Origin of the sequence: Enterobacter asburiae (assembly GCA_011754535.1) — a bacterium.
GTDB classification, from domain to species: Bacteria; Pseudomonadota; Gammaproteobacteria; order Enterobacterales; family Enterobacteriaceae; genus Enterobacter; species Enterobacter cloacae_N.
Window position 1 is genome coordinate 4,321,927 of record JAAQVN010000001.1, and the last position, 13,311, is coordinate 4,335,237.

10 protein-coding genes are annotated in these 13,311 nt (G+C 57.7%); 1 reads left to right on the forward strand and 9 read right to left on the reverse strand.

Annotated elements, in window-relative coordinates; genetic code table 11:
- Positions 1–58: 58 nt before the first annotated feature.
- Genes aaeB through HBM95_20495 form a run of 3 tightly spaced genes read right to left on the reverse strand, consistent with a single transcriptional unit; the run spans position 59 to position 3,175 of the window.
- Positions 59–2,026, reverse strand: a complete 1,968-nt coding sequence (gene aaeB, locus HBM95_20485; GenBank protein ID NIH45287.1) for a p-hydroxybenzoic acid efflux pump subunit AaeB — start codon at positions 2,024–2,026, stop codon at positions 59–61.
- Positions 2,027–2,031: 5 nt separating this feature from the next.
- On the reverse strand, positions 2,032–2,964 hold the full coding sequence (gene aaeA, locus HBM95_20490; GenBank protein NIH45288.1) for a p-hydroxybenzoic acid efflux pump subunit AaeA: 933 nt from the start codon (positions 2,962–2,964) through the stop codon (positions 2,032–2,034).
- Positions 2,965–2,971: 7 nt separating this feature from the next.
- Complete coding sequence (locus HBM95_20495) at positions 2,972–3,175, reverse strand: AaeX family protein (protein NIH45289.1); 204 nt, start codon at positions 3,173–3,175, stop codon at positions 2,972–2,974.
- A 179-nt stretch (positions 3,176–3,354) separates the two neighbouring features.
- Here HBM95_20495 and aaeR point away from each other — a divergent pair, with 179 nt between their 5' ends.
- A complete protein-coding gene (gene aaeR / locus HBM95_20500) occupies positions 3,355–4,281 on the forward strand; it encodes an HTH-type transcriptional activator AaeR (GenBank protein NIH45290.1) in 927 nt (308 codons plus the stop codon).
- A gap of 61 nt (positions 4,282–4,342) precedes the next feature.
- On the opposite strand, the gene tldD is transcribed toward aaeR, so the two are convergent.
- The 6 genes from tldD to mreC form a co-directional block, all read right to left on the reverse strand.
- The gene (gene tldD / locus HBM95_20505) at positions 4,343–5,788 is read right to left on the reverse strand and encodes a metalloprotease TldD (GenBank protein NIH45291.1); all 1,446 of its coding nucleotides are present in this window, start codon (positions 5,786–5,788) and stop codon (positions 4,343–4,345) included.
- Between the two features lie 84 nt (positions 5,789–5,872).
- The gene (locus HBM95_20510; GenBank protein ID NIH45292.1) at positions 5,873–9,670 is read right to left on the reverse strand and encodes an AsmA2 domain-containing protein; all 3,798 of its coding nucleotides are present in this window, start codon (positions 9,668–9,670) and stop codon (positions 5,873–5,875) included.
- A gap of 42 nt (positions 9,671–9,712) precedes the next feature.
- Positions 9,713–11,182 (reverse strand): ribonuclease G, encoded by a 1,470-nt coding sequence (gene rng / locus HBM95_20515; GenBank protein NIH45293.1) that lies wholly within the window; start codon positions 11,180–11,182, stop codon positions 9,713–9,715.
- Positions 11,172–11,765 (reverse strand): septum formation inhibitor Maf, encoded by a 594-nt coding sequence (locus HBM95_20520; GenBank protein NIH45294.1) that lies wholly within the window; start codon positions 11,763–11,765, stop codon positions 11,172–11,174. Before HBM95_20520 ends, rng begins: the two co-directional genes overlap by 11 nt.
- 9 nt (positions 11,766–11,774) lie before the next feature.
- A complete protein-coding gene (mreD, locus tag HBM95_20525) occupies positions 11,775–12,263 on the reverse strand; it encodes a rod shape-determining protein MreD (GenBank protein NIH45295.1) in 489 nt (162 codons plus the stop codon).
- Positions 12,263–13,279 carry a rod shape-determining protein MreC gene (gene mreC, locus HBM95_20530; protein NIH45296.1) on the reverse strand — a complete coding sequence of 339 codons (1,017 nt, stop codon included), beginning with the start codon at positions 13,277–13,279 and terminating at the stop codon, positions 12,263–12,265. Before mreC ends, mreD begins: the two co-directional genes overlap by 1 nt.
- Positions 13,280–13,311 lie beyond the last annotated feature (32 nt).

The following is a 13,311-nucleotide window of genomic DNA, read 5'->3' on the forward strand; positions in this document are numbered from 1 at the left end:
CTGGAATAAGTATAGCCACAAAAAAACCGACGCTTTTGGCGTCGGTTTTTTACGTCGGTCAGTTATCAGTTAGGGCATTCTGGTAGCGATGCAGCATAAACACCAGCCGCCCTACCGGCTCTGTCACCTGTGGCGGCGCCTGCCAGTGTTTGAGCTTTTCCTGATAAATATCGAGTTCTTCAAGCAGTTGGGTAAAGTAACGGCGGCGTTTATCATCGCTGCTGGCGGAAAGCACATGGTCGGCGGTACGACGCAGCTGACGGTGGAAGGCCGAGAGATCGTCGTTGATCGGCACCGGCGCGTTACGCAGACGTTGGTGCGCAATGATCATGGTTAATGCCAGGCGGAACTTCGCGATATCCCCCGGAAACTTGTTCAGCAGTAAAAAAAGCTGCTGATAGAGCGCGGGCAGGTGGTTCTCTTTACGGCGCGCGGTATTGGTGGTCATCGACGACACGGCAGCCGACACGAACTGGTTCAACAGCACGCGCCCCGTCCGGGCCTGCGAGTTATCCCGTACCAGCAGAATCACCATCATCGCCAGGAAACACCCAACCAGCTGACCTAACGCGCTGTCGAGGAACTGGCTGAAATGGAAGGTCATCGGGTTATCCAGCACGATGATATTAATCGTACTCGCCAGCGCCCCCAGCGATCCCAGTCGCCGCTTTTGTACCTCAATGCCGATAAAGAACGCCATTACCGCCAGGCTGATACAGAGCAGCAGCATGCTCTGCTGCGTCGACGGAATGATGACCAGGAAATAGAGCGCGCCTATCGGCAGAGCGGCAATGGTGCCGTAGAGGAAATCAATGGCGACCATGCGCGGGTTAGGCAGACGCATCGCCAGCGCGGTCACGACAGCAATCATCACCATCGCGCCGCTGCCGGACGTCCAGCCCGTCCACAGCCAGAAAAGCGTACCGAGCATACAGGCAAGCGTGGTACGCCAGAAGTTGACCATCGCGTGGTGCCGCTCGGCAGATTCCGCCTTGATCACCACTTCGCCCTGGAGCACCTCTTCTTCCGCCGCGCTGATTTTAGTGTTACTGATTACACCGCGTTTCAGCAGCAGATAGCGCGTCGCGGCGCCAACCCAGGTGTAGATGGTCACCGGCGTGTCACGCTCCCCGGTCCAGGCAATCACACGGCGCATGCGCTTAAGCTGCTTATGCACGTCCTGTACGGTGTCTACCGGCTCGGCAAACAGTTCGCGGAACGTATCGGTAACCGCTTCCGGTCGAGTGTTCTGGATGAGATAGGTTTCGCACGCCTGGGTAATCAGCGTCAGAGAGACGGTGTTAAGGGCTTTAAGGCGACGATTCGCCCGGGCCCAGCGCGACGACTCCATATTGAGGTTGCTGCGCATCCCTTCCAGGGCCTGCGTACGGCGTACCAGCCCGCTCCACGCTTTATCCACCTCTTCGCTATCGCCGTGTTTAATGCACAGCTGCATCAGCTGGTACTGGGCAACGATCAGCGCGTCCAGCTCGCGATCCACCTCTTGCTTGATCGAGCGCGGGGAGAAAAGCAGGTCAGCCACGATCGCGCAGACAATACCAATCACAATCTCGCTGCAGCGCTCCACGGCAAACTGCGGCGCGAGCAAGGGTTCGGACTGGATCGTGATAACAATAATTAGCGCGGTATAGCCCGCCAGCCCCCAGGCGTAGGAGTTCTCCACTTTTACCAGAGACGAAATCCAGGTGCAGAAACCCGCCCAGATACAGCACACCATGAGCATCAGCAGCGGCGTGCGGATCATCAGAATAATAATGGTCAGCGCCGCGAAACAGCCGATAAAGGTTCCGATGATACGCAGCATCCCGCGATAGCGGATCGCACCAGAGTAGGGCTCCCCGCCCGCGGCGAAGGCAGGGCCCGCCGCAACAATCGCGGCGGTGAGCACCGCCCAGCGAGGGGTTTCAAGCTGGAAATGGAAGCCGACAAACAGCGCCAGCACAATGGCGCACGCCAGCTTCACGGCGAAGCGAATGTGCTGGCTGGCGATGGAAAAGATACCCATGGCGATTAACCAAACTCGCGCAGGCGGTGGGCAATTTTACGGAAGAGCGAATCCTGGCTGGCATCCCGATCTTTTTCGCCGGTGATCACCACCGTCGCGGTAGTGCCCGCTGGCCACAAGTTGCCCTGCTGTTCATCCAGATGAATACGTACCGGCACGCGCTGTGCCAGACGCACCCACTCCAGGTTGGAGTCCACCGTCGCCATCCCTTTGGCATCGTTAGAGCTGCTGGAGTTGGTTACCCCTGCGGCAACGCTGTCGACGGTGCCCTTAAAGACGCGGTTGCTGCCAAGCGGCGTGACTTCAGCCCGGTAACCAGGACGAACCCCCTCCAGCTTGGTCTCTTCCATATAGGCGAGCACGTAGAAGGAGTTCTGCTTAACCAGCGCCACGGCGGTTGAGCCGCGGGTAATGAACTCCCCGGCATAAACGTTGAGGTTGGTCACCCAGCCATCGGCTGGCGCGCGGATCACGGTACGCTCCAGGTCGAGCTTCGCCAGATCGCGCGTTGCCTGCGCTTTCGCCAGTTGGTGCAGCACGGTTTGCAGCACGTTGTTGGACTGGTCTATCTCTTCGCGGGACATGGCCTGTACGCCCAGCTGGTTACGACGACCCGCCTCGCGGCGTTTCTCAGCGGCCAGCGCCTGGTAATAGGCCACGTCGGCTTCCGCTTCCTCCAGCGCTTTCTGGTAGCGAGGCTGGTCGATGGTGAACAGGACCTGATCTTTTTTCACGAGCTGGTTATCGTGAACGTTGACAGCCGTGATAAGACCGGCCACGTCAGGGGCTATTGCCACCACGTCGGCGCTGAAGCGTGCATCACGCGTCCACGGTGATTCGGTGTAGTAGACCCAGGCACGGAAAATAGCGATGAAGGCGAGGATAACCAGCGCCATTGTGATGGCAGTGCGGGAGATTTTTCTTGTTAGCGTTTTCACATCAACCTCAGACAAACATGCGCGATATCAGGTAAAACAGGCAGCAATACAGCGCGGTATTGAACAATGCAGGGTGCCAGACAAAATCGTAGATCCCGGTAGGGACCAGCACCTTGCGCACCAGCCAGAAGATCGCCAGTGATAAAAGAAGCTCGAAAAATATCGGTGGGAACGACAGACCGAACACCACGATAACGGGAAACAGACTCATGTTAACCTTGATAAGAGAGAGTGCAGGCTTCAGAATTTTTTAGCGCACGCCACCGCAGGAGAGCAAGAAACGCCGGGCGAGAATGGCGCAGCCGTTATGTAATTAATAATATATTAACGTAACTGTTATGCTGTTATCTATAATATGTGATCTAAATCACTTTTAATCCAGAGTGAACAATGGAACGTTTAAAACGCATGTCGGTCTTTGCCAAAGTGGTTGAACTGGGCTCGTTTACCGCCGCAGCACGCCAGCTTCAGATGAGCGTCTCATCCATCAGCCAGACGGTGTCCAAACTGGAAGATGAGCTTCAGGTTAAGCTGCTCAACCGCAGTACCCGCAGCATTGGGCTGACGGAAGCGGGTAAAATTTACTATCAGGGTTGCCGACGCATGATGCATGAAGTGCAGGATGTTCATGAGCAGCTCTATGCCTTCAACAACACCCCCATCGGCACGCTGCGCATCGGGTGTTCTTCAACTATGGCACAAAATGTTCTCGCTGCCATGACGGCAGACATGCTGAAGGAGTATCCAGGATTAACGGTAAATCTGGTGACGGGCATTCCCGCGCCGGACCTGATTGCCGACGGGCTGGACGTGGTGATCCGCGTCGGCGCTCTGCAGGATTCCAGCCTGTTCTCGCGCAGGCTGGGCAGCATGCCGATGGTCGTCTGCGCCTCGAAAAGCTATCTGGCGCAGTACGGCGTTCCGGAGAAACCCGCCGATCTCACCAACCACTCGTGGCTGGAGTACAGCGTGCGGCCCGATAATGAATTTGAGCTGATTGCACCGGAAGGGATCTCTACCAAACTGCTGCCGGAAGGACGGTTTGTTACTAATGATCCGATGACCATTTCGCGCTGGCTGGTGGCCGGTGCCGGGATCGCCTACGTGCCGTTAATGTGGGTGATCAACGAGATCAACAGTGGCGTGCTGGAGATCCTCTTCCCGCGCTACCAGTCCGATCCGCGTCCGGTGTACGCCCTGTATACCGAAAAAGACAAACTCCCGCTCAAGGTACAGGTGTGTATTAACTATCTGACCGAGTATTTTGTGGACGTGGCGGAGCTGTTTCAGGGGATGCGGGGAAGAAGGAAAGAGTAGGTCTTTCCCCTCACCCTAACCCTCGCCCCTTTGGGGAGAGAGCCGGGGTGAGGGGGGGAAATTACGCCGTGCCGCCCACCGTCAGGTTGTCCACTTTCAGCGTTGGCTGGCCCACGCCAACCGGCAGGCTCTGGCCCTCTTTACCGCAGACGCCCACGCCGTTATCCAGCTTCAGATCGTTGCCGACCATGGAGATCTGCTGCATGGCTTCAATACCGGAGCCAATCAGCGTCGCACCTTTGACCGCTTTGGTCACTTTGCCTTTCTCGATCAGATACGCTTCTGACGTGGAGAAAACAAACTTACCGGAGGTGATGTCCACCTGGCCGCCGCCAAAGTTTGGCGCAAAGATACCGTAGTCCACGGATTCGATAATCTCCTGCGGTGTTGATTTGCCCGGCAACATGTAGGTGTTGGTCATGCGCGGCATCGGCAGGTGCGCGTAGGATTCACGACGGCCGTTACCCGTTGGCGCTACGCCCATCAGGCGCGCGTTGAGTTTGTCCTGCATATAGCCTTTCAGCACGCCGTTTTCGATCAGCACGTTGTACTGGCCTGGCGTACCTTCATCGTCGATAGCCACCGAGCCGCGACGATCGCGCATGGTACCATCATCCACCACGGTGCAAAGCTCAGAGGAGACGAGCTGCCCGATCTGGCCGCTGAACACGGACGTTCCGCGACGGTTAAAATCGCCTTCCAGACCGTGGCCCACCGCCTCGTGCAGCAGCACGCCCGGCCAGCCTGCGCCCAGCACCACCGGGAATGTTCCGGCTGGCGCCGCGACGGCATTCAAGTTCACCAGCGCCATGCGCACGGCTTCTTTTGCCCACGCGTCAGCGCGCGCTTCGCCGTCAACGTCGCCCAGGAACCAGTCATAGCCGAAACGACCGCCGCCGCCGCTTGAGCCGCGCTCGCGTTTGCCGTTGTCATCGACCTGCACGCTGATGGAGAGACGCACCAGCGGACGCACATCGGCCGCGAGCGTACCGTCCGTTGCCGCCACCAGAATCAGTTCATACACACCGCTCAGGCTGGCGGAGACTTCCTGAACACGTTTGTCGGCCGCGCGGGCCACTTTGTCCACGCGGCGCAGAATGTCCAGCTTCTCTTCACGGCTCATGCTCTGCAGCGGATCGATGCTGGTATAGAGCGCAGAGTGCTGCACTTCACCCAGGGTTTTCACGCGACCGTCGCCGGCATCGCGCACAATGGTACGCGCGGCCTGCGCGCTCTGCTCAAGCGCGGCCAGGCTTATCTGGTCGGCATAAGCAAAACCGGTTTTTTCGCCGCTCACGGCACGCACGCCGACGCCCTGGTCGATGTTGTAAGAGCCATCTTTGATGATACTGTCTTCTAAAACCCAGGATTCGTGATAGCTCGACTGGAAATAAAGGTCGCCGTAGTCGAGACGGCGTTCGGTCAGTTGACCAAGAATGGAGAACAGGTCCTGATGGCTCAGGCCGTTCGCTGCGAGCAAATGTTCACTTACCAGGTTCAGACTCATCGTATTGCTACTCGTTCGTTGCCGCCCGTGGCGGTATAAAGATCGTATTTATTGAGAGTGAGGCAATTACCTGCCCACGTCAAATCATTGCTGTGCATCTTTGCGCGGCTGGCGCAGCACCTCGTTAATCTGCGGTTTATCGACCGGACCGGTAATGCGGTAGCGCAAAATGGAGACCTTGCTCCACAGCGGCCCCAGCACTTTACTGGCGGCAAACACCGCCGCCCCGACAATCGGGTTCACCACAAAGGCCGCCGCCACGCCAACGCTCGCAGAAATTTCCGGCGCCACCACGGCTTCCATATCCAGCTCGCGACGCACGAGGTTGACCGAGCCCTTCATGGCGATATCCGCTTCAAGGCCATCCACCAGCGTGTCGTCCGTGTGCAGAACGCCGTCCTTGATCCACGCCGTACTTCTGATTGAATCGTAGTAGAAGCCTTCGCTGAAGGTGTCGCTAAAATCAAAGCGCAGCTTGCGCAGCAGCGCATCAAAACTCAGCAGGCGCAGGATCTGTCCGGCGCGCCCCGTGCTCACGTCGGCGATTTCGCCTTTGCCAAAGTGTGTTTTCAGAATGCCGTTCAGTGACGCTTCGTCCGGCTTCCAGGGGGCATCACGCCAGTGAAGATCGTAATTGATGTTAAATGACGAACCGCGCAGCGGCGTGCTGATGCCAAAGAAGTTGGCTGCCGCATCCAGCTTGTTGCCTTTAATGTCACCCTTCAGGGACGTTCGCTGCTCGCCCGGGTTATTCACCCATTCCCCGCCCGCCGTCATGCGGCCAAAGCCGGTGTCGATCAATCCGCCGGAGAGCTTGAGCGTATTCCCCTGGATGGCAAAATCACCGTCGATACGGCCGTACTTTTGCCCCCACAACCAGCACTCCGCGCAGCGCAGCTGCACATCGGGCCAGCCGCTAAAATCGACGCGGGAAGTATTACTCAGCGGCGAGGCATTCGCCGGTTTATCTTTACCCGCGGCGGCCGGGTTGTAATAGAGATAGCGAATCGCTGCCTGCCACGGCGCGTTGTTGCGCATGGTCAGCGTGCCGTTGATCTCCCGGCCCTGTGCCTCCACTTTTGAGCCGTTAGCGGTTGGCTGAGAGACAATGCTCAGGTTGTTCCATTGCTGTCCGCCCAGCATCAGCGACGGCGTGCGTACGGTAATGGTCTGCGGGAACTGGGCGGCTTCATCAACGTTTTGCCCAACGCCTTTCTGGAACAGCGCCAGCCACTCCGCGCCGTCCATCGGCGGGAGGTTAAGCTCAACACCCGCATGCTCAGGCAACGGCGGCGTGGTTTTGCTGTCCGTCGTCCAGATGGCTTTGTCGAGGGTGAGCTTGCGGTTAAGCAGCCAGCGGCTGTTGAAGTGGTTTGTTCCGCCCGCGCTTCCGGTCAGCGCGAAGCTGTCCAGATTGCCATCCACGTTAAGCTTCACCGGCAGCGACTGTCCGGCCTGTTTATCCAGCGGCGCAGGCAGCTGGCTTCGAATATTCTTCAGGTCACCCGTAATGTCGACCTTATACTGTGCCCCCGCATGATAAGGCAGATCGATTGCCACTTTACCCTGCCAGGCGACCGCACCCGCCACTGACGCCTCAATCGGCTTCGGCAGGACCTCCATACGCGACGGCTGCCAGTTGCCGTCCAGATTGACGGCCACCTGATAAGCCTTTTGCCCCTCGGCTGTCGAGAAGTCGATATTCACGGGCTGATTAAACCAGCTGGCGGTAAGCGGCTCGCTTTTCAAATTACCGTTCACAAAGCTGAACTGTCCGCTGAGGTTTTTGAGGGTGCTATCAAGCGGTTTAATGTACAGGCTGTTGTTCTTCAGCCGGACGTCACCTTTGGCGGTGGTCATCTCACCGTCCAGCGGGATATCAAGATGTAAGCGAGCATTCACATCGCCATCGAGCTGGAGCTGCTGAAGGGTCGCCGCCAGCGACTCTTTCAGTGGCGTCTCCTCAAAGTACGGTCCCACCGCTTTCCCCGGGCCGTTGATGTCGGCATCAATCAGCAGCTTCTCTTTTGAGTAGTCCGGGATGTTGGCCGTCAGGTTGCTGGCCGTCACGCCGCCCAGCGCCACGCTGTCGGACTTCATCCATAGTCCGTCGTTGAGGAAGTTAAGCTCGATATTCAGGTTTTTCAGCGCGGGCCAGCCCGGCTGGAACGCGAAGGTCGCGTTATGCAGCGGCACCAGCACCTGAAACTGGCCTTCATTATGTTTGTACGGGAAAAGATGCGGGTTACCGCCGTAGACCAGCGTGGCATTGTCCGCCTGACCGCCCTGAATTGCGCCGCTCAGATAGTCGACCAGCGCCTTACCCATCAGGTTTTCCGGGAAGTATCGCCAGGCCTGAGAGCCGTCATCGGTGCTGATCCCGGCCAGAATGCCCAGCCACGGCTCATCACCTTCAGGCTGCAGATAGCGGAAATCGCCGCGCGCGTGAACCGCTTTGGCTTTCACATCGATATGGCGGCCATCAAGCTGGAAACCTTTGTCGTTACGTAGCCAGTTAAGCACAGCGCTGCCCTGTTCAATTTCCAGCGGCGCGCGGAAGACCGTCTCGTAAGGCATTTTGGCGTTGTGCATATTGGCCGTCAGCCTGCCGTTATCCACGCTGCCTTCCAGCTTGCCGCTGAAATGCTCCGCACCCGGTAGCATCTTCCACTGCTTCCAGGCAAGGTCTTTCCAGGATGCCTGGAAACGGGTTTTTTCCGTCGCCTGGAGCGGGATATCCAGCGCCAGAGAATCAATATTTCCGCTCGGCTGCGTCGCCAGCCAGATCTCGCCCAGGTCCGGAGAGAGTTTTGCGGCCATCGAGCGCAAGCCTTCAATGGCCGCCAGATCCAGGTTACTGGCGCGGATGCGCAGCTCATCGCTGCGTTTGCTGGCCGCGCCGCCCACGTCCTGCTCTGGCATCCAGGCCAGCGTCAGCGCACCGCGCGGCCACGGCTTGCCGTCCATCGTGATACGCGTATCGGGGATGGCAAACTGCCAGCCCTCTTTCTCCTGCGTCACGTGCGCGGTGAGGTTATCGACGGAAAGCTGATGCTGCTGTTTTTCGCCCTTCCAGCTCGCGCCCCCCTGCTTCAGCCAGATATCGCCGCTGGCAAATTTCCCTTTCGTCAGGGTCATCCAGCCCTCAAGGCTGAAACGGGCGGTTTCCAGCTGCATATTTTGCTGTAACCAGTCGCCGAGCCAGGGCTTCACGTCCACATCGTCGGCCTGCAGCCAGACTTTACCGTTGTTTAGCAGGCCATCATCGTCCCGCAGGTCCATACGCACCTGCATGACGCCGTGCTGGCCGTTCAGGCTGGAAAGATTAACCTGCCCCTCGGCGCGGTGCCGATCCTTACCGTTGAGCCAGGTTAGCTGCGGGATCGCCAGCTCGGCGCGCTGGCCGGAAAGTGTAATAAAGCTCACTTCGCTGTCACGGAGATCGAAATGATCGAACTGGCGGAGAAAGAGATCGCTGAAGCGGTTGGCTTCGAGGCCCTGATTGTTATCACCGCCCGTCAGCGGCGTATTGGTCAGAAACTGGAGTTGATAAAAGGTGAGATCGCGAAACTGCCAGCGCAGATGCAGCAGGCTTTGCCAGACGTCCAGCGCCAGGGTGACGCGTTTGATTTTCAGATAACCGCCGTCTTTCAGGCTTGCGTTGATATCCCGGACATCGAGCGTCGGGCCAAAATTCTGCCAGCTGGCGCTGACCTGGCTTACGTCCACCGGCACGCCGGTGGTGGATTCGATTTTCGCCAGCAACTGCGGACGCCAGCTGTCCAGATGCGGTAAAACGAGGCGTAGCCCGCTCACGAGCAACGCGACAATCACGACCAGCGTTGCCCCTGTAAGCAATAAAATCCCCGGCAATCGCCTCACGCATCTCTCCTTGTCAGCTTTCGTCACGCAGCGAACTGCGTTTTACATCATTACGACGTCAAACTGCTCCTGGTTATAGAGCGGTTCAATTTGTACTTTTACCTGTTTGCCGACAAAGATTTCCACTTCCGCCAGCGCGTGCGACTCTTCGCCTTTCAGCGCTTCAGCCACCGCAGGGGAAGCATAGACCAGAAAACGATCGGAGTCGTAGGCATGATGCACACGGACGATTTCACGCATAATTTCGTAGCAGACGGTCTCAACCGTCTTTACCGTTCCGCGTCCATGGCAGGTTGGGCATTCATTACACAGCACATGCTCAACGCTTTCACGGGTACGCTTGCGCGTCATTTCTACCAGCCCCAGCTGTGAGAAACCGTTGATGCTGGTCTTAACGCGATCTTTACTCAGCGCCTGCTCCAGCGAGTGCAGCACGCGACGGCGATGGTCTTCATTACTCATATCGATAAAGTCGATGATGATAATGCCGCCGAGGTTGCGCAGACGAAGCTGGCGCGCAATTGCCTGCGTGGCTTCGATGTTGGTGTTGAAGATGGTGTCATCCAGATTGCGATGGCCGACAAACGCACCGGTGTTGATATCAACGGTGGTCATCGCTTCGGTCTGATCGATGATCAGGTACCCGCCGGACTTCAGTTCGACCTTTCGCTCCAGGGCGCGCTGGATCTCGTTCTCGACGTCATAGAGATCGAAGATCGGCTGACGCCCGGTGTAATGCTCCAGCAGGCCCGGCATTTCCGGGATGTATTCAGCGGTAAACTCCAGCAGCGCTTCATACGTCAGGCGAGAGTCCACGCGGATGCGGTCGAGCTGCGCATCGGCAAAGTCACGCAGCACGCGCTGCGCAAGCGCCAGTTCACCATAGAGCTGGTAGCGGGTCTGGTTGCGTTTTTTACGCTCCATCACTTTGGTCCAGACGCGCTTCAGGTAAGCCGCATCCGACGCCAGGTCTTCTTCGCTGATCCCTTCTGCGGCAGTGCGGATAATAAACCCGCCCTGTTCATCGCAGTAGGCGCTGACCACTTTCTTCAGACGCTCGCGCTCGCTTTCGCTCTCAATACGCTGCGAAACACCCACGTGCGACGCGCCAGGCATAAAGACCAGATAGCGGGAAGGTAAGGTGATGTCGGTGGTCAGACGGGCACCTTTGGTACCGAGGGGATCTTTCACCACCTGCACCATCAGATCCTGTCCCTGACGCACCAGTTCAGAAATATCGCGCACGGCAAACTGCTTTTGCTCTTCGCCCGCGACGCACTCGGTGTGCGGCATGATGTCGGAGGCATGTAAAAATGCCGCCTTATCCAGTCCAATATCTACAAAAGCCGCCTGCATACCCGGCAGTACACGACTGACACGACCTTTGTAGATATTGCCTACTATTCCGCGCCGCGCTTCACGCTCAATATGAATTTCCTGAAGAATGCCACCGTCAATATAGGCCACACGGGTTTCCGATGGCGTTACGTTTACCAACAATTCAGCCGTCATAATTATCCCTTCCCTCACGCAGTGAGTTAAAATTACTCAGCAACTCATACGTTTCCACCAGCGGTAAGCCGACTACGGCGTGATAGCTGCCATTAATCTTCCTGACAAAACAGCCACCCAGCCCCTGAATACCGTATGCACCTGCTTTATCCATCGGTTCACCGCTGGCGATATAAGCGGCGATCTCGTCGTCGGTTAGCACTCTGAACGTGACATCCGTAACCACCAGGCAATCCAGCACGTGCTGGCTGTCCGCCAGCGCGACGGCTGTCATCACCTGATGCGTTTGTCCGGACATTTTGCGCAGCATGCGCGCCGCATCGGCTGCGTCATGCGGTTTCTCAAGGACTTCACCGTTAAGGATAACGATGGTATCTGCTCCCAGCACGGGCAGATCGCGCGGCACGCAGGCCACTCCCGCCTGCGCTTTCTCGCGTGCCAGGCGAGACACGTACTGCTGAGCACTTTCGCCCTCAGCACGTTTTTCTTCAATGCCGGTCACGATGCGTTCAAAAGAGACCCCTAACTGCGTCAGGAGTTCCTGACGGCGCGGGGAGCCGGAAGCAAGATACAGAGAAGTCATAGAAACCTTTTATTGCACAGCAAACTGCTGGCGAACCTTACGCATCAGCAGGAATAGCCACGGCCAGAGCACACCGTTTACTACACTACTCCAGAACACTTCCGGTCGGAAAGAGACGTTGATCACTAAAAACTCTGCCCAGAAAACAACGATATCCGCAGCAAGCGACAACAGCATCACGACCAGGGCCTGTTGCCAGAGCGCGAGGTTACGAAAGAGCTGGAATTTCAGTGCGACGAGGTACGCAATAATGCTCATGGACAGGGCGCGCACGCCCAGCGTAGAGCCACTAATGAGATCCAGTATGGCACCCATCACAAAACCCGTGCCGACATTTACGCGGTGCGGCAGGGCAAGGATCCAGTAAAGCAAAATGAGCAAGACCCAGTTTGGCCGGAAAACGAGAATGTTATCCGGCCAGGGCATAATCTGCAGCAACAGTGCGATGAGGAACGAGAGCCAGATGACCCAGCGTCCCTGGCTACGATAACTTGCCACTACTGCCCTCCCGAAGAGAGTTTAGGCGGTGGCGGCGCGTCCGGCAGCGGCTGCGTTAAACCGGTTGCCGGCGCGGGCACTGGCGCAGGCGGCCCCATAGAGTCCGCTGGCGGGAGAACTTGCGGCATCATCTGCATCAGGCGCTCGTTCGCCACGCGATGCACCTCTTCAGGCGTCATCGGATTAGCACCGTTACGATCGGCGCCCCAGAGCAGCAGCAGGTAGCGCAGACGCTGTAAACCGGCGGTTGGACGGGCCTGAATCACGGTGTACGCACGCTGAGTATCCAGCTTAACCGAAGAGACCACCGCAACCGGGTAGCCCTCAGGGAAGCGTCCACCCAGACCGGACGTCACCAGCACGTCGCCGACACGGATGTCCGTGTTAGCCGGCAGGTGTTCCAGCTGCAGATCGTCCGTGCAGCCGTTACCGGCCGCAATCACGCGGATATCGTTACGCAGGACCTGGATCGGCAGTGCGTGCGTGGCGTCACAAATCAGCAGCACGCGGCTGGTCAGTTTGGCGACGGCAACAACCTGGCCTACTACGCCCTTATCACTGATGACGGGCTGACCTTCATACACCCCGTTCACGCTCCCTTTGTCGATCACAACCTGATCGCTGTAGGGGTCGTTCACGGTGGAGATCACCTGGGTAACCATCTTCTGCTCGTCCTGACGCAGCGGCGAGCCGAGCAGTTCACGCAGACGCGCGTTTTCCTGCTTGTATTGCCCCAGCATCAGCAGTTCGCTGTTTTTCAGCAGCAGTTCCTGGCGTAATGCCCGGTTTTCAAGTTCGAGCTGGTCTCGTGAAGACAACGTTTGAGAAACGGAGTCGAGCAGTTCACGGGGACCATTTGATATAAAGTAGAAAGGACTGACGGCGGTATCCATGTACGTTCGGATCTGGCTGAACGTACCGAGGCGGCTATCGGCAATAATGACGCCAAGCGCAACCAGAACCGCCAGAATGAGGCGAAACTGTAGCGATGGGCCACGGCTAAAAATTGGCTTCATAGGCTATGCGTATTCTCGTGTCAGAGAGAAAG